Raw genomic sequence first — 15,618 nt, 5'->3', positions numbered from 1 at the left:
ACGCCGCGCTGTGGCGTGTACGGCTTCCGTCGGCGCTCGGCGCTCAGGCTGTCGCGGTCGCGGTGTTCGGCGCGGCCGACAGGCTGTTCGGGACGACGTTCGGTCCGCTGGAGCCACCCGGCCACCATCGACCAATCTCGGGGCGCCGAGCGGCACGGCTCGGAGAAACAGTCACCCGAGCCGAGTGATCGCCGCCCGGAGCCGACTCAGGGTCCGCTCCCGACCCAGGACCTCCAGCGACTCGAACAGCGGCAGGCCGACGGTTCGGCCGGTGACGGCCACCCGTACGGGCGCCTGGGCCTTACCGAGCTTCAGCCCGCGTGCGGCGCCAAGCTCCTCGACGGTGCGCTTCAACGAGTCGGCCTCCCAGGTGATGTCCTCGAACGCGGCCACCACCTCGCCCAGCAACTCCCTTGCCTCACCCGTCATGGCCTTGGTCCACGCGGCCTCGTCCGCCGGAGGCTCCGGAAGGAACAGGAAGTCGACCATCGCGACGATCTCGCCGAGCACGGCGACCCGGGTCTGCGCCAGTGGCGCCACCGCAGCGAACGCCCCCTCGTCGTACTCCTCCGGCTGCCACGGCGTGAACTCCCCGCGCAGCCACGGCTGGCAGACGGAGATGAAATCCTCGACACTCAGCGCACGAATGTACTCGCCGTTGAAAGCCCGCAGCTTCTTGACGTCGAAGAACGCCGGCGAGGGGTTGACGTCGGTCAGCCGGAACTCGGCCACGATGTCGTTCCAGGGGACGATCTCCCTGTCCCCCGATGGTGCCCAACCGAGCAGCATCAGGTAGTTGCGCATCGCATCCGCGAGATAGCCCTCCGCGCGGAAGTCCTCCAACGCGACCCGGTCACGACGCTTCGACAGCTTCTGCCGCTTTTCGTTCACCAGGATCGGAGCGTGCGCCCACACCGGGGGCTCGTGCCCGAGCGCCTGCCACAGCAGCTGCTGCTTGGGCGTGTTCGATAGGTGCTCCTCCGCCCGCAGCACGTGCGTGACGCCCATGACCATGTCATCGACAACGTTCGCCAGCAGGAACACCGGCGACCCGTCACCCCGCGCGATCACGAAGTCCTCGATCGTGGCGTTGTCGAACGTCGGCTCACCTCGTACGAGGTCCCGCACGACCGTCTGGCCCTCGTCGGGCGTACGGAAGCGCGCGGCCCGGCCGGGAGCGGCCCCCAGACCACGGTCACCGCAGAACCCGTCGTAGCCCCGATGTTCGCTGCCGGTGCGCGACACCACCTGCTCGCGGGCGCAGTCGCAGTAGTAGGCGCGTCCAGCGGCGAGGAGCTTGCCAATGGCATCGCGGTGGTGCTGCACGTACGCGGACTGGAACAGCGGCCCCTCGTACTCGTCCGGCCCACAGCCCAACCAGGCCATCGCGTCGAGGATGCCCTGCACCCACTCCGCCTTACTCCGTTCGGCGTCGGTGTCCTCGACCCGAAGCACGAGGGTGCCACCGGACTGCTTTGCCAGCACCCAGTTGTAGAGAAGGGAGCGGGCGTTGCCCACGTGGAACATCCCCGTGGGTGAGGGAGCGAACCGCACGCGAGCGCCGGAAGGAGCAGACGTCATTTTCGTAGCGTACAGATCGATGTCGGACGTCCACGCGGCGTATGGGCGATGAGGTCACTCCGCCTTGCCGCCTCGCCATCTGCTCGCGGTCAGGTGATCGAGGTGCTGCTTGAAGGAGTTGACCAGGCTGTCGAGATGGAGTTGACCCGGCTTGACGGACAGGGTCGATATGTTGATCTCACGCCACCCTGAGGGAATAGGCAGTTTCCTCGTGTTCGCTGGGGCCGAGGCAGCCGAGTGTGGAATGCCGGCGGCGGGTGTTGCACCCGCCCTCGATCCAGTCGAAGATCGCCGTCCGGGCGACGGCGCGGGTCGGCCACGCCCGGCGGTCGAGGAGCTCGGTTTTGATCGTGGCGAAAAACGATTCGGCGACGGCGTTGTACCCGGCACTGGCCCCGGGAAACGACTGAGAGCAGAACCCGGTGCTGACGGGCGAGGCGGGCGTACTGCGCTGAGGTGTAGCGGTACCGCCCGCTGTACCACCAGCCCACCTTCCAGCCCTATGCCAAGCAGTGCCTGAACACCGAACGCCTCGCCACGACCACCGTCCAGCTACCAGTTCACCCCGGAATGACCGACGCGACCGTAGCCTGGATGGCCGACCGCTTGGCCCAGATCGGCCAGAGAGAAGCCAGATCATGATCCGTCATTTCACCAGGTCAGCCATCGTCTTCAACGACGAGGGCCACGTCCTGCTCGTGCACCACAACAAAACCGACCTATGGCTTTACCCCGGCGGACACATCGACCCCAACGAAGACCCCGCTGAAGCTGCACTACGTGAAGTCCGCGAGGAAACCGGGATCACTGCCGACATCCTCGACCCACAGCCGTTCCGGCACCCCGCCGTACGCAGCATCCCGAGCCCGTTCGCCATCATCGAAATGGAGATCGAGGACCGCAAGGTCGGCCCACACCGACACATCGACTTCGTCTATGTCTGCCGAGCGATCAGCGGTAACTTGGTAGCCCAAGCGGAGGAAGTCAGCGGTGCCAAATGGGTACCTGTCGAGGACCTGCCAGCTCTCCACACGCCTGTCGAACTCCCCGCCCTCATCACCGAGGCCGCCAAGGGGGCTATGGGGGGCCTATGGAATTAACGGCTCTGCCTCACACTCGAAGCAGACTGGAGATGGTCGATGTCGCCGCGACCGTCAACTCCAGCCGGCCAGCCACCCAGGCAGGAGTTGCGGAACTGCGCGCCGCACTCGCCAGCCGGACGGTTGCCGTATGACCGAGGGGCTGGCACCCGACGACATGTTCGACGTGGCCTTCGTGGGTCGCGCCAACATCGACCTGACCGTCCATGTCCCACACCGCGCCCGGCCGGGCCGCACCGCCGTCGGATCGTCCCTGACCGCCCGCCCCGGAGGCAAGAGCCTCAACCAGGCCATCACCGCCGCCCGTGCGGGTGGACGTACCTGCCTCGTCACCAACGTCGGCGGCGACACCTGGGGCCACCAGATCGCCGACGCCCTCGTCCACGAGAAGGTCGACACCCGACACCTCACGGTCATCCCCGACGCGACCACCGGGGCCGCCGTCATCGAGGTCACCCCCGACGGCGAAAGCTACATCACCCTCGCCCTGTCACCCCCGACCGAACTCACCGCCCACCACATCCTTCACGCCACCGCCGACCTTCACGCCACGGTGACCGTCGTCCAACTCGACCTTCCCACCGAGCCCGTGACCGTGCTGCTGCAACACCGCCCCGGACCGATCCTCATCGGCAACCTCATCCCCCACCCCGACCACACCCCCGACCTGCTCCGACACCTCGACGTCCTCGTCGTCAACCACCACGAAGCCACCGCCATCCTGCACACCACCACCCACGACGCCCTCGACGCCGCCACCGCGCTCCACCGCCTCGGACCCCGCACCGTCGTCGTCACCGCCGGACCCCACGGCGCCGCCTACACCAACGAACACACACACGGAACAATCCCCGCCCCCACCGTGCCGGTCGTCGACACCACCGGCGCCGGCGACGCGTTCCTCGGCCGACTGGCCCTCGCCCTCGCCCGCCACACCCCGCTACCCGAGGCGGTCACCACCGCCGTCCACGCCGGAGCCGAAACCGTCCAACAATCAGGGGCCACCACCCGAAGCCACGACCGCTGAACAGACCCGCAGGCGGCGAGGTCGATAACCCCTCCCGCCGGGCCGTCACGAGGACCGACATGGAAGCGCACCACACCACACCGCCGACCTTGGTGATCATCCGCGGTAACTCGGGAAGCGGGAAGACCACCACCGCCCGCGAGGTACGCCGCCGGTACGGCCGCGGCGCCGCACTCCTCGAACAAGACTATTTCCGCAGGATCGTGCTCCGAGAACACGACACCGCCGGCATCGCTCCGGTCGCCCCCACCTTCATCACCACGACCGCCCGCACCGCCCTCGACCTCGGCTACCACGTCATCCTCGAAGGCATCCTGCACACCGAACGCTACGCACCCGCCCTCCACCACCTCATCGACCACCACCCCGGCCCCACCACCGTCTTCTACCTCGACGTCTCCTACGACGAGACCGTCCACCGCCACACCCACCGCGCCGAACCCATCCCCGTCACCCCCGACCAGATGCGCCACTGGTACACCCACCTCGACCTACTCGGCACCCCCGGCGAAATCACCATCCCCGAACACAGCACCCTCGACCAGACCATCACCACGATCCTGCACCGCAGCGGCCTCACCAGCACCCCCGCTCACACCCCCTGCCCACGACGCTGCCCGCACTGCACCCGATCCACCCACCTGCGAATCGGCGAGCGACAACCCAGCGACGGCGGTCCACAAGACATATGTCTGCAGTGAGCACCATCGAGGTCGCAGCGAGACCTCCGTAGTGCTCACTGCTGTCGGACGAGGACGTAGGCGCAGGCCTACGTGACGGACCCGGCACCGACCATCATCGGACCACTGGTCGAGGCCGCATCACCCCTTTGAGGTTCGGCCTGGACGCTCTCACCAGCCCCACTGGCGCACGCCTGACCGTCCTCTACTACCGGCGTGGACAGGATGCTGCCCACGCACCGCGAGCGCTGCTTGAACTCGACCGACGAGCTGCCGGTGGTCATCCGATTCCCGGGCCGGCGTCGTGGCCAGTGAGGGCTTGACGGACGGCACATCCGGTGACTACGGGGCGCCGACGGGGGGGTTCAGGGCGTCATGGCGGTAGCCGTCGGTCGGAATCTCGGTGGAACGGTCCGGCTGTGACCGGTCAGGATCGTCTGATGTCCGTTCCCGTGCGTCAGGTCCGTGCCCGTTACTCGGCCGCCACCATCACCGTCTACCAGGCATACCCTCCGCAGATCGCCTCACCGGCCGTGGCGGCCGGCCGGTTCGTCGCGCCGTTCAAGCGAGACCGGATGACCTGGATCAAGCCGTCGTTCCTGTGGATGATGTACCGCTGTGGCTGGGCTACCAAGCCAGGACAGGAACGCGTACTGGCCGTCGACATCAGCCGGGAAGGGTTCGAGTGGGCGCTGACGCGAGCCTGCCTCAGCCACTACGACCGGGACCTGCACGGCGACAGGGCGGCCTGGTCCAGGAAGCTGAAGAGCAGCCCGGTCCGGGTGCAGTGGGACCCGGAGCGGACACTGCGTCTGGGCGCACTGCCGTACCGGTCACTGCAGGTCGGCCTCTCCGGTGAGGCCGTCGACCGGTACGTCGACGAGTGGATCGTCGACGTCACCGACATCACCCCCACCGTCGAACGGATCCGCGACCTCCTCCGAGACGGCGGCGAAGCGGCGGCAGCGGTCCACCTACCCGTCGAGGACGTCTACCCCCTTCCAGGGAAGATCGCCGCCGGACTCGGCGTCGGGACAGACATCAGTCAGACCGCCACCGGGCGGCAATGAGGTTTGGTGTCAGCCGAGCGTCAAGCGCTCGCCGTCAAAGTCGGCAACGAGCTCCAGCTTGCCGCCGAGGGCCGAGACGTAGCGCTGGATGGTGCCGACCTCGGTGGCCGGCACCTCGCCCTTCTCGATGGCGGCGACCCGCGGTTGCGAGACGTCCATGCGCTCGGCGACGTCCATTTGGCTCAGGCCGCGCCGCTCGCGCACCTCGCGCAGCCGGGTGGCGCGGACCTCAGCGAGCATCCGCTCCTTATGCTCGGTGACCTTGGCCTCGTCGAGGTCGATGCGGGAGCGCGTGTCCCGCCAGCTGCGTGCCATCAGCGTTGTCCCTTCAGCTCTTTGAGGTGTTCGGTGAACCGTCGGTCGGCCTCGAGGATGCTGGTCTCGTACCAGCCCTTCCAGTTGCCCGCCTTGTCGCCTGCCACCAGCAGGATCGCTTCCCGCTGGGGGTCGAAGGCGAACAGGATGCGTACCTCGCTGCTGCCGGATGAGCCGGGTCGCAGTTCCTTCATGTTCTTGTAGTCGGATCCCTTGATCCTGTCGACGAGCGGACGTCCGAGTGCCGGGCCGTGCTCGACGAGCAGGTCAATCGCGGCGGCTACCTGGTTGGCGGAGTCGGGGTCTTCTTTGGCCAGGCGCTCGAACCAGTCGTCGACCTCGTCGGTCAAGCTGACTTCCCACCCGGCCATGAGTTCACTGTACCTCACATCAAAACGCCAGCGTTATATCCCGACGATACGGGGAGTGCTTTGGCGCTGCCGACGGCGAGAGCCATGAACAGGACATATGCTGCCATAACACTTGAAGGATCATACCGGCGCCTGCCACCTTCTCGCCCATCCGGCCGGTAGAGAAGCGCAGCGCCCAAGGGTGTCCACCGGCAGACCCGGATCCGCAGCGGCGAGTCGGGGCGGGTCGTGGCGTCGCCCAGGGAGTGGATGAACGTGCCGGCGTCGGCGGCCAGCCCCACTCACCACCACGAGCGGCCCGCCACAAGCGCCTGCATGAGCAGCACGGCCGCACCGGTGATCAGCAGTGAGCCCCAACGCCCGGCAGGTCAGGCCGGAAACACCGTTGAATCCACAGACCCAACGCACGCCCGACACATTCGTGAGGTTCTCGGTGCAGACCGTTACGAGTGGGTGAAGGTTTCGGCGAGCCCGTAGTTGTCCCACCATTGCGGTCGGTGTGTGCGTAGCCGGTCGGCGGTTCGGGTGAGCAGGAGCCAGTTGTTGCCCAGGACCAGGGCGGCGTCCTCGGGCCGGTCGGCGAGGACCCGGGCCACGGCGGCCACCATGGCTGCGGTGGCGGTGTCCGGCTGGTCGTTCTTGACCATGTCGAAGATGACGTTGACGTACCTGTCGGGCTCCCACTCCCAGTGGGTGCCGTCGTCGCCCTCGGCGTCGAGGTAGCCGTGGCTGCCCGCGAAGACGCTGACGCTGAAGCCCCGCTGGGTGGTCAGGTCGGCGGTGAGCAGGCGGGGACCGCCGGCTCCGGTGGAATCCCGGAAGCCGTCCGGTACGACGAGCGCCGCCACCTGCTCCAGCGGGATGTCCCCGGCCAGGGTCAGTCGGTAGTCGATACCCATGTGCTGCTCGCTCTCAGTCTCGCCGCAGGATTTGAATGATCTCACCGTTCCTGGTCACCGCCGCGACCTCCTTGAGGTTGGGGATGAGCCAGTCGTCGAACTGCTTGCGCAGGGCGCCGAGGTCGCCAGTCCAGTCCTGGAGGTTGATCACCACCCGCTGGGTCTGCTTCCGGACGATCTTCTCCTCGACGGCCGTCCAGACCCCGCGCACGGCCCTGGTGGCCGTCGGTGAGTAGCAGTCGAAGACATGTCCCTCGACCAGGTAGTCCGGGTCCTTGTCCGGCTCTCCGGTATCACCGGTGTCGTGCCGAGCCTGGCCGATCTCCTGCCGGGTCGGGTTCTGGTGCACCTGGTACGCCGCATCGGCGAAGGTGTCCGCGCACTCGTTCTCCAACTGCAGTGCCCGCTGCACCGCGGCGTCCGCGGAGGGGCGGATCCTGGTCCGGGGACCGGTGGGCTTTCCACCCGGTGTACCGGTGGAACGCCGTGACCATCGCATGCTCCCCACGCCGGTGGTGCAACCGGCGCGACCGGCGTCGGAACGCGGATCCGCAGAACCCGTGGCGTCCTCGGGGCCGGGGCTGACCGTCGAGGGACGGCCGGCCCCGCTCAGTTTCCCGCCGATCCCAACTGTCGGGCCTGGCTGATCGCCGCTTCGACGGTCTGTTGAGCGTTGGTGCCGCCCTGGACCAGGAGCACCAGAACCTGCTTGACGCTGTCGAGCGCCTGGAGAAGCGGGCCGGGCTGTCCGCCGTGCAGGACCGCGCCGACGAGGTGCCGGGCCTGGTCGACGTGCCCGATCGTGGCGGTGGCGGCCTCCCGGGCACCGGTGATGCCCTGCCCGACCGGAGCCAGGGCGGAGATGCTCTCCTGCGGGGTGGCCTCCCGGGGCACCCGGCCGGTGGCGGTGATCGCCTCACCGACCGCCGAGGCGACCCTGCCGAGCCCACCACGGATGGCGGCGATCGCGGCCCGTACCTGGGCCATGCCGGCGGCGACCGCCGTGAAACCGCCCCCGGCGGCGCGCGCGGCGACCCCCTGGGCCTGCCGATCAGCGGCGGCCGTCAGGCTCTGCGCCCGCTCGACCCCGGTCGTCAGCGCACGAACCTGACCGGTGATCTCCTCTATGCTCGACACGCGCCAACCACCCCGGCCGAGAAGCGGACTTCGACCGCCTGCAACGTACCCGGACCCGTCGACTCCCGGCGATGCCGCTCGTGTCTTTCGGCTGATACTGCCCCAGCCTCTCGATGCGTCCGGCCGCCCCGGTCTGCTGCATCGAACTACCCCGCAGACCTGCCCGAACGGCGCCATCCATGAAGCAGAAAAGGGCAGGTGTGCGCGTGTGGTGACGGATTGGTCCGCCACCACGCGCGCCGCTACCTACTCGTCTGCTGAACGTTGGGCTTCCTTGGTGGACCGGCTTCCGAGTACCCGCACGGTGGTGCTCAGCTTGATCGGCAGGTTCTCGTCGCCTTTGAGGAACGGTTGGATGTCGATGGTTCGGCGGAGGCTGCGGCCGGGGCCGTAAGCCTGTTGACGCTCGTGTCCGGAGACCCAGAACCGATGGTCGGGTCTGGTCCGGCCGTGACTCCCCGGCGTCGGGGTCCGTGGTGAGGTCGGGGTGGCGTTCGACGGTCGGATCCGGACGATCCTGACGTCGGGGGCCGCGCGCCGGGTGCGGGCGTACGACCTCGTCGTGCTTTTTCGGATCTTTGCCGGTACCGCTTCGGCCATCTGCTGCTTGATCAGTAGCCAGGTGGTGATGAGGGGCCCGAGTGGATGGCGTCCGTGGAGCGGGGTGCGGCGGGTGATGTGTTCGGCGTGGATCGGGGCCAGCCAGCCGATCTCGTGGCGCAGCAGGGGCATCAGGTCGTCGTCGAGGGCGGTGCCGATGCTGCGGTATCCGATGAACTGCCAGCCGTCGTCGTGGGGTGTCCAGGAGGCTGCGGCGAGTTGTCGGTCGGTGCCGACCGGGGTGGGCCAGGCGAGCAGGCCGGTTGGCGAGGGCACGAGTTCGTCGGTGATCTTTACCGGGGGTTGGTCGTGGCTGACCTCGTTGACCATGTCGGTGAACTCGTCGTTGATCCAGTACATGGGTGCGAGGTCGAGTTGGCCGGCCAGCGCTCGGCGTTGTTCTCTGTCGTTGATGGGTCCGGGCAGGTCCGCCGGGCTGTGCAGGAGGCCGGTGAACCGGTCTCGGATCTTCGGCAGCATGTCGGCGGTGAGTCGGGCCGGTGGCCAGCCGGTGGTCGTGAGGAGTGTCCTGCCCTCGCGGCCGAGGACGATTCCACGGTGCAGCGTGCGCAGGATCGCGTACTCGGCGCTGCTCGGTGGCCACAACATCGCGGTGGCGCTGTGGGCGGTGAGGGCGTCGGAGTCGTCGGCTTCGATGAACTGGGCGCACCGGTAGCAGACGTGCCATCGGTCGTTGTAGGTCGCCACCACGCCGGTGGTGAGGTCGCCGATCTGGAGGTGGCTGGTGCGGTAGTTCCAGACCGGCTCCGCAGTGGTGCAGGTGTGGCAGCGGTTGAAGACCTGTTGGAGGTCGTGGCCGTTCACGGGGATGGCATCGTGTCGGTCCTCGGTGACGGGGTGCCGGTAGATGATGCGTTTCCCGTCTGGGTGTTCGGTGAGGGCTTGGCGGCAGGTGGCGCAGGCCATGACGGTGGTGAGGTTCATTCGGCGCTCCCCCGCTTGTCACGCCGCAGGTCGCGTAGGCGTGGCCCTCGGCGGTGCCGGCGGCCGGGCATGGTCATGCCGGGGGTGTAGAGGAGGTGGTGGCCTCGTCCCTGGTGCTTGGCGTGGTACATCGCGATGTCCGCCCGGTGCAGGGCCACGGATTCCAGTGGTTCGGTGCTGGCTACTCGCGCGATGCCGATGCTCGCCGTGACGGTGACCGTGACGAGACCGCTGTCGGCTTGGATCCTGACTGGAGTGGCGACGGTCCGGCTGATCCGTTCGGCGATGTCGTCGATCGGGTGGTGGCGGACGGGCAGGAGGACGGCGATCTCGTCGCCGGCGAGCCGGGCGGCGATGCCGCCGTAGGTGTGGGCCGTGTGGGTGAGGCGGTCGGCGATCTCCATGAGCAGGTCGTCGCCCGCGTCGTGGCCGTGGGTGTCGTTGACGTGTTTGAACCGGTCGAGGTCGATGAGCATGACGATGATCGGCTGTGGTCCGCCGACGGCGGTGATGGCGGGGTGGATGGCACGCAGGCCGGTGCGGTTGAGCAGGCCGGTGAGTGGGTCGTGGGCGAGCTGCCAGGACGCGTCGGCCAGCTCGCCGCGCAGCCGGGTGGTGGTCGGTCGGGTGGCCAGGTAGCCGATTGCGGCTCCGAGAAGGGCCACCGCGGCGGTGGCGATCGCGAGGAGTGGGGTGAACACTGGGATCTCCGTTCGGTGGGGAGCCCGGGACGCGACGTCGTCGTGGCGAGGCGTCCCGGGCGTGCGACGACGACGGCCCGCCTGGTGGCGGGCCGTTGGTGTGTGGGGCGGGAGCGCGATGGGGGCAGTCGATGGGCGGCACTCGAGGTCCGCTCGGCTGAACCTGGAGGCGGTCAGCCGGTGGCCTCCTACGCCCGACGGTGCTGGGTCAGCAACGGTGGGACGTCCCGCAGGAGGTGGTCGGTGAGCCACGAGCAGGCGGTGGGCAGGACGATGACGTACCTCGCGGCGATGCGCTCCGCGTGCGCTCGGACCCGTTCGTCGGGTTGGTTCACTGAGGCGACGACGACGAGTCCGCGGCAGGCCAGTGGTCTGCGGACGCGGCCGGCGAGGTCGGCGCCCACGATGATGAGCGGGCGGCGGGCAGCGTACCGGCGTCCCTCGGGGATCGATGCGGCGTAGTCGAGGTCGGAGCCGGACTGCTGCTCGACGGTGTGCAGTTCGGCGCGGAGTAGTCGGCTGCCGGTGATGGCGATGGGTGGGAACCATCTGCCGGGCATGTGCGTACCTCCTTCACGAGGTGCCCCGGTCGGCGTGGTGAGCCGGGCGGGGCGGTGGGTTCGGTTGCCGGTGGGCTGTTGCACCGGTCAGGTGCCCGGTGGACAGTTCGGGCGGGGGGCGGGCGCAGGGACGGCAGACGGGCCGGCCCGAGGTCGGGTGTGGCCGCCGTGGCACGCCTGGCAGACGATGCGGAGGCAGGATCGGCGTTCGCCGGAGGCGACGGCGGTCAGGTTGGGGCCGCAGTGCCGCACCCGCCGGTCAGACACGTGTCGGTGTCCTGACCGGCCGGATGCTGGTGGCAGGGGTGTTCAGCCGTGACGTCTGGACCGGAGATGGCGGTGGACGGTGTCGGCGGTGAGCGGTGCACCGGTGATGCCCGTTGGCGTGTCGATGCGCTGCCAGCCGACGAATTCGCAGGCCAGCCAGGTGGTGTGACCGTTGGCGGTGACGGCGACGACGTCGCCGGTGGAGACCGACCGTAGCCGCAGCAGTCGGTAGGTGCAGGCGAGGAGGAAGTCGGCCTCGCCGGTCGGCGTGGCCCGTCCGTTCTCCAGGGGGTCGAGACCGATGTTGAACAGGCCGTAGATCCAGGCAGCTGTCTTCTCCGGGGTGGCGGTGTCGGGTAGGTGCCGCCAGTGGGAGATGACCTGGGTGAGAGCGTGACCGGTCTCGTACGGGAGGAACCGGCTCTCGGTGTTGTGGTAGACCGCGATGACGTGCAGGGTCATGGCAGATCTCCGTTCGAGTCAGGTGTTGCGGGGCGGGTGTTGATCGGGCGGACGCGCAGGATCTGGTCGGGCAGCACCATCGCGGCGGGTTGTCCGGTGAGGGGGTTCGTGAAGGGCCGGTAGCCGGTCGCCCAGAGCAGGTTCCAGCGTTCGGCGGGTGCTGCCGGGCGGGCGCCGGTGGGGTCGCCGTGGCTGGTGACGCCGAGTTCGGTCAGCTGGGCGGCCGGCAGAGTCGTCCGGTAGTGGCTCATTCGGCCGGTGAGCATGGGGCAGCCGTTGGCGGAGTAGGTGGCGCAGACCGGGTGCATGGCCGGCTCGTGGCTGATGAACGTCCGTAGGTCGCTGTCGCGCATCGCGAAGACCATCCGAGCCGAGTCGAGTGGGTTGCCGCAGGTTTGGCAGAGCCGGTTCTGCAGGGCGCGGACCTGGCGGCGGTGGTCGACGTGGCCGAAGCGGTACCGGCCGTCAGGCGTGCGGGCGGTGATCCACGGGACGACGAGTCCTCCGACGACGGGTCGGCGGGTCAGGCTCACCGCAATGGCGGGAACCTCTGCCCCGGTCACCCGGTGTGCTGCCGGAGCGGCGCGGCCCGGGCTCGGTGGGTGGGAGTGGGGGTCTGGCAAGGGATTCCTCCGTCTGGGAGAGGCGGAATCCGGGCACGCCTGTCGGCCGTGCCCGGATTCAGGGTGGTCCTCGGGCACTGAACAGGTGGTGCGAAGGGGCGGACCGGCACGCGACCGGCGCCGGATCACCCCGACCGCAGGTCGTGGCGCATGAGGTTGCCGCGCCGATGGGGCCGGTGGAGCGCCTGTCGTTACAGGTTGCGGGGGTCGTACCCACCCTCGCCGGTCAACCGGTCGAAGGTGGATGGCGGCATTCCGACGCGGAGCGCTCGCAGCACCAGCCCGGCGAGCTGGTACGCGGGATCGGCTTGGAGGGCGTACTCGGCGGCCATGCTGGCCAGGGCTCCGTCGCCACAGCGCCAGGCGGTGATGGCGAGCAAAGTGGCCGGCGCCGGTGCCAGCGGTTCGTCGGCCCGACGAGTGATCTCGGCCCAGAACGTGACGTGCCGATCGTGGGGCTTGGTCGCCATGACGGCGAGATCCCGCACCGTCAGGTTGGTCAGGAGCACCGCGATCCAGGCCGCCTCATCGTCGATGAGGTGCCGATCCGACTGCTGCAGCGCCTCACGGACCGCGTGAGCGCCGGCCGTTTCGACGGCGGACCTGCCGCCGGTGCTCTCCATCGCCTTCAAGCGGGCGAGGGCGGCATCGGTGGCCTTCTGCATGGCGGCGCGTGTGGCACCGCGAACCGGCTCGAAGCGAGCCCTGATGGCTGCCCGGTCCGGTAGGGCGACCATGCCGGCGGCGGTCGCCTGAACGGCGACGAGAGAGGCAGTGGGGTCGAAGGGAAACCCCTGCGGGGAGCAACACGACGGGTCGTCGCAGGTCAGGTTGAACACCCGGGCTCCGGTCACCCGCAGCAACTCGCGGACGGCCAGGCCGCCGCCGGTCATCAGCCCACTGATGGCGACCATCGCCGGGTCGATGTGGTCGGGATCCCCGTAGCCGATGAGCACGACGTCGTTGACCGGCTGCTGCCGCTGGAGGACGGGAATCAGGTGAGCCCCGAGGTCGGTGAGGTGATGTGCGGGTGCTCCGGGTGCGGGCAGGTCCGCTCGTGCGGCGAACACGACTCGGCCTTTCCTGAGGACGATCACGACCATGCTGCCGTCGGCTGGGCGGAACCCGAGAAGGTAGGGCACTGCGGCGGCGAGGTCGGCCGGGGTTCGGACGGTGAGTCTGTTCTCCGGAAACGACATGCTGATCTCCAGTACGTGGGCGGGGGTGGGCCAGCGGCCCGGGGACGGTGAGGCAGCGGCCCTCGAAGGTGACCGCTTGCGTGGATGGGGGGACGTCCGGACGCACCGGTAGGGCGCGAGGACATGTGGTGGGTGCTGGGACTCAGAGGCGGGCGTACGGCGGCCGACCGGGGAAGGTGGGCGCGATGCCGTCGCGGACGCGTCGGAGCAGCACAGAGAACCAGAAAAGAGCCTTCAAGCTAACCGCCTGACCACCGGTGCGGCCGGGGCTGTCAGGTCCCGCGATCGGACAGGACCTGACAGCCCCGGCCCATCTGCTGTCAGCTCGGGGAAGCCGTGGAACCGAACCCCGGCAGGCCACGCCTCAGGACCAACACGTCCTCGTGCGCCACCAGGTGCACGGGGATGCCCTCGTCCCTCGATCGGCGTACGGACATGAGGGCGAACATCGCGGCACGATGCACGATCTGCCCGTCCCGGACAGCCGCGAGCAGCGCTGCGCACCGCTGGACCGGTTGCAGCCCCACCGACCGGGCCACAGCCAGTAGCTCACCGGGCAGGTCGATCAGATCGTCGCGCTGACGGCGCACCGGCCGGCAGGTGATCACCACGAAACCGCCCGGGCGCAGCAGCGCAGAACTGGCGGCCAGGATCGCGGCGAACCCGTCGAGAAGCCGGGACCATCCCCCGTAGGCGAGGTTGCCGTGCTCCCGATCCCCGTACAGGTGGTCCCGCTTGCGCACCCCGCTCCTGGTGATCTGCACCAGGCCGTGGGTTCCGCGCCCGTACGGCGGCGACGTGAGCACAAGCCCCACCCGGCCGACCGCCGACGCGGGCACGATGTCGCGCAGACCGACGGCGTCACCGGTGAACACCCGCGCCGTTCCGGTCGCGCCCTGCGAGGAGGCGAGAGCCACGTTGGCTTCGGCCAGTGTGGTGAACCGGGGTTCGATGTCGATGCCGATCCCCTGCCGCCCGAGGTGCATCGCCTCCACCAGCGTCGTGCCCGACCCACACATCGGATCGAACACCAGATCACCGGGCACCGTGTACGAGCTGATCGCGTACGCGGCCAGGTGAGGCAACATCTTGCCGGGATGACTCGACGTCGCCCGCACGTAGCGACCCCGCCGCTGATCCCGAGCCGGCTGCTGACAGGTCAACCACAACGAGGTGACCGGCAGACCCTCATCCATGGGCGACGCCGGTGTCAGTCGCACTGCGCGTCAGGATCAGAACGTCGGTGTGGATGTCGAGCTGCGTCCGCTGGCCCCGCCGGGGCGGACGGTCGGCCGCCACGACGTGCTGCAGGTACGCAAGCCCGGCCCGCTTCGCGGCGATCACCACGTCGACGGGCAACGTCGCGTCACCGTGCGGCAGGAGCACCGCAACGCAACCGCCCGGCATCAGACCGCTGCGGCAGCGCCGGAAGAACGCGACCGGGCCGGCAGCGTCGTCGACCGGCCAGCCGGTGACGATCAACGCCACTGGTTCCCGCCCCCAACCCCCGGGATGAGTCGGATGCAGGTGGCTACGGCGATGCGAGGCGATGACCGCGCGGGCAAGCTGCGGCCCCACGGCCAGGTCGACGACCAGACCGGACGGATGGGTGAGGTTGTGGACCAGCCGCACGCCCATCGCGTTGGACATGGTCTCGCCCTGCTCCGGGGCAGGGACCGGCCAGACGGTGATCGGCACGGGCGGGTCGCCGGGCACCACATCCCCCACCGGGACGGGCGCACCAAACGGATTTCTCTCGGTCATAGGCGCGGTGGCCCCCGGACCGGCGGACGTACTGACGACCCCCAGTGCGCCGCTGACAGCCCGATCGAACTCACCCCCGACCTGACAAGCCCCGTCAGAACCTCCAGCTCCAGACGCGAGCGGCGCGGCTTCGATCTCCCTCGACGACCGACGGCACGGGCCGAACAGCCACCAAAGCCAGTCGCGTTCGTAGGGTCGGACGGACGTGAACTCGATTGCTCTTCGGCTCCCGGTCATGCCGATGAGCGGATGCTGCTGATCCGACTGGCGGCTTCCTGATACTCGGACGCCGGTGTGAGCGGAGACCGGACGGGTTG

Annotated in this window: 19 protein-coding genes; 4 read left to right on the top strand and 15 right to left on the bottom strand. The window is 69.0% G+C overall.

Annotated features, from left to right (window positions below; all coding sequences use genetic code 11):
* Positions 1-171: 171 nt before the first annotated feature.
* Entirely contained in the window at positions 172-1,581 is a 1,410-nt protein-coding gene (gene gltX / locus WHN02_RS14980; RefSeq protein WP_434739357.1) for a glutamate--tRNA ligase, read from the bottom strand.
* 178 nt (positions 1,582-1,759) lie between these two features.
* The gene (locus WHN02_RS14975) at positions 1,760-2,221 is read right to left on the bottom strand and encodes an integrase core domain-containing protein (protein ID WP_434739356.1); all 462 of its coding nucleotides are present in this window, start codon (positions 2,219-2,221) and stop codon (positions 1,760-1,762) included.
* Between WHN02_RS14975 and WHN02_RS14970 the strand changes: the two genes are divergently transcribed.
* From WHN02_RS14970 to WHN02_RS14955, 4 genes are all read left to right on the top strand, one after another.
* Positions 2,220-2,681: an NUDIX hydrolase gene (locus WHN02_RS14970; protein WP_434739355.1), complete on the top strand. Its 462-nt coding sequence runs from the start codon at positions 2,220-2,222 to the stop codon at positions 2,679-2,681. The two genes, WHN02_RS14975 and WHN02_RS14970, sit on opposite strands and share 2 nt — an antisense overlap.
* A 130-nt stretch (positions 2,682-2,811) precedes the next feature.
* On the top strand, positions 2,812-3,708 hold the full coding sequence (locus WHN02_RS14965; protein ID WP_434739354.1) for a ribokinase: 897 nt from the start codon (positions 2,812-2,814) through the stop codon (positions 3,706-3,708).
* A gap of 59 nt (positions 3,709-3,767) precedes the next feature.
* Positions 3,768-4,409: an AAA family ATPase gene (locus WHN02_RS14960; RefSeq protein ID WP_434739353.1), complete on the top strand. Its 642-nt coding sequence runs from the start codon at positions 3,768-3,770 to the stop codon at positions 4,407-4,409.
* A gap of 419 nt (positions 4,410-4,828) precedes the next feature.
* Positions 4,829-5,458: a DUF4291 domain-containing protein gene (locus WHN02_RS14955; protein WP_434739352.1), complete on the top strand. Its 630-nt coding sequence runs from the start codon at positions 4,829-4,831 to the stop codon at positions 5,456-5,458.
* Positions 5,459-5,467: 9 nt separating this feature from the next.
* Here WHN02_RS14955 and WHN02_RS14950 read toward each other — a convergent pair whose 3' ends face one another.
* From WHN02_RS14950 to WHN02_RS14890, 13 genes are all read right to left on the bottom strand, one after another.
* On the bottom strand, positions 5,468-5,773 hold the full coding sequence (locus tag WHN02_RS14950) for a helix-turn-helix domain-containing protein (protein WP_434739351.1): 306 nt from the start codon (positions 5,771-5,773) through the stop codon (positions 5,468-5,470).
* A complete protein-coding gene (locus WHN02_RS14945; protein ID WP_434739350.1) occupies positions 5,773-6,144 on the bottom strand; it encodes a type II toxin-antitoxin system RelE/ParE family toxin in 372 nt (123 codons plus the stop codon). Before WHN02_RS14945 ends, WHN02_RS14950 begins: the two co-directional genes overlap by 1 nt.
* A gap of 443 nt (positions 6,145-6,587) precedes the next feature.
* A complete protein-coding gene (locus WHN02_RS14940; protein ID WP_434739349.1) occupies positions 6,588-7,043 on the bottom strand; it encodes a SitI3 family protein in 456 nt (151 codons plus the stop codon).
* A 13-nt stretch (positions 7,044-7,056) separates the two neighbouring features.
* On the bottom strand, positions 7,057-7,455 hold the full coding sequence (locus WHN02_RS14935) for a hypothetical protein (RefSeq protein ID WP_434739348.1): 399 nt from the start codon (positions 7,453-7,455) through the stop codon (positions 7,057-7,059).
* Between the two features lie 197 nt (positions 7,456-7,652).
* Positions 7,653-8,180 carry a DUF6244 family protein gene (locus WHN02_RS14930; protein WP_434739347.1) on the bottom strand — a complete coding sequence of 176 codons (528 nt, stop codon included), beginning with the start codon at positions 8,178-8,180 and terminating at the stop codon, positions 7,653-7,655.
* A 246-nt stretch (positions 8,181-8,426) separates the two neighbouring features.
* Complete coding sequence (locus WHN02_RS14925) at positions 8,427-9,725, bottom strand: hypothetical protein (RefSeq protein ID WP_434739346.1); 1,299 nt, start codon at positions 9,723-9,725, stop codon at positions 8,427-8,429.
* Complete coding sequence (locus WHN02_RS14920) at positions 9,722-10,426, bottom strand: GGDEF domain-containing protein (protein ID WP_434739345.1); 705 nt, start codon at positions 10,424-10,426, stop codon at positions 9,722-9,724. Before WHN02_RS14920 ends, WHN02_RS14925 begins: the two co-directional genes overlap by 4 nt.
* Positions 10,427-10,614: 188 nt before the next feature.
* Entirely contained in the window at positions 10,615-10,986 is a 372-nt protein-coding gene (locus WHN02_RS14915) for a hypothetical protein (RefSeq protein ID WP_434739344.1), read from the bottom strand.
* Positions 10,987-11,295: 309 nt separating this feature from the next.
* Positions 11,296-11,715 (bottom strand): hypothetical protein, encoded by a 420-nt coding sequence (locus WHN02_RS14910; RefSeq protein WP_434739343.1) that lies wholly within the window; start codon positions 11,713-11,715, stop codon positions 11,296-11,298.
* On the bottom strand, positions 11,712-12,248 hold the full coding sequence (locus WHN02_RS14905) for a hypothetical protein (protein ID WP_434739342.1): 537 nt from the start codon (positions 12,246-12,248) through the stop codon (positions 11,712-11,714). Before WHN02_RS14905 ends, WHN02_RS14910 begins: the two co-directional genes overlap by 4 nt.
* A 281-nt stretch (positions 12,249-12,529) precedes the next feature.
* On the bottom strand, positions 12,530-13,537 hold the full coding sequence (locus WHN02_RS14900) for a DUF4192 domain-containing protein (protein WP_434739341.1): 1,008 nt from the start codon (positions 13,535-13,537) through the stop codon (positions 12,530-12,532).
* Positions 13,538-13,857: 320 nt separating this feature from the next.
* Positions 13,858-14,733: a TRM11 family SAM-dependent methyltransferase gene (locus WHN02_RS14895; RefSeq protein WP_434739340.1), complete on the bottom strand. Its 876-nt coding sequence runs from the start codon at positions 14,731-14,733 to the stop codon at positions 13,858-13,860.
* On the bottom strand, positions 14,726-15,235 hold the full coding sequence (locus WHN02_RS14890) for a hypothetical protein (RefSeq protein WP_434739339.1): 510 nt from the start codon (positions 15,233-15,235) through the stop codon (positions 14,726-14,728). The genes WHN02_RS14895 and WHN02_RS14890 overlap by 8 nt, the downstream gene beginning before the upstream one ends.
* Positions 15,236-15,618: the final 383 nt, after the last annotated feature.

The organism is Micromonospora sp. SH-82, from assembly GCF_051132485.1.
GTDB lineage: Bacteria > Actinomycetota > Actinomycetes > Mycobacteriales > Micromonosporaceae > Micromonospora.
The sequence above is the reverse complement of the archived record's forward strand: the minus strand, read 5'-3'. Positions and strand labels throughout refer to the sequence as shown.

Excerpts from the sequence above, each read along its gene's own strand:
- gltX (WP_434739357.1), bottom strand. The coding sequence starts at position 1,581 with ATGACGTCTGCTCCTTCCGGCGCTCGCGTGCGGTTCGCTCCCTCACCC.
- WHN02_RS14970 (WP_434739355.1), top strand. The coding sequence starts at position 2,220 with ATGATCCGTCATTTCACCAGGTCAGCCATCGTCTTCAACGACGAGGGC.
- WHN02_RS14975 (WP_434739356.1), bottom strand. The coding sequence starts at position 2,221 with ATGATCTGGCTTCTCTCTGGCCGATCTGGGCCAAGCGGTCGGCCATCC.
- WHN02_RS14965 (WP_434739354.1), top strand. The coding sequence starts at position 2,812 with ATGACCGAGGGGCTGGCACCCGACGACATGTTCGACGTGGCCTTCGTG.
- WHN02_RS14960 (WP_434739353.1), top strand. The coding sequence starts at position 3,768 with ATGGAAGCGCACCACACCACACCGCCGACCTTGGTGATCATCCGCGGT.
- WHN02_RS14955 (WP_434739352.1), top strand. The coding sequence starts at position 4,829 with ATGTCCGTTCCCGTGCGTCAGGTCCGTGCCCGTTACTCGGCCGCCACC.
- WHN02_RS14950 (WP_434739351.1), bottom strand. The coding sequence starts at position 5,773 with ATGGCACGCAGCTGGCGGGACACGCGCTCCCGCATCGACCTCGACGAG.
- WHN02_RS14945 (WP_434739350.1), bottom strand. The coding sequence starts at position 6,144 with ATGGCCGGGTGGGAAGTCAGCTTGACCGACGAGGTCGACGACTGGTTC.
- WHN02_RS14940 (WP_434739349.1), bottom strand. The coding sequence starts at position 7,043 with ATGGGTATCGACTACCGACTGACCCTGGCCGGGGACATCCCGCTGGAG.
- WHN02_RS14925 (WP_434739346.1), bottom strand. The coding sequence starts at position 9,725 with ATGAACCTCACCACCGTCATGGCCTGCGCCACCTGCCGCCAAGCCCTC.
- WHN02_RS14915 (WP_434739344.1), bottom strand. The coding sequence starts at position 10,986 with ATGCCCGGCAGATGGTTCCCACCCATCGCCATCACCGGCAGCCGACTA.
- WHN02_RS14910 (WP_434739343.1), bottom strand. The coding sequence starts at position 11,715 with ATGACCCTGCACGTCATCGCGGTCTACCACAACACCGAGAGCCGGTTC.
- WHN02_RS14900 (WP_434739341.1), bottom strand. The coding sequence starts at position 13,537 with ATGTCGTTTCCGGAGAACAGACTCACCGTCCGAACCCCGGCCGACCTC.
- WHN02_RS14895 (WP_434739340.1), bottom strand. The coding sequence starts at position 14,733 with ATGGATGAGGGTCTGCCGGTCACCTCGTTGTGGTTGACCTGTCAGCAG.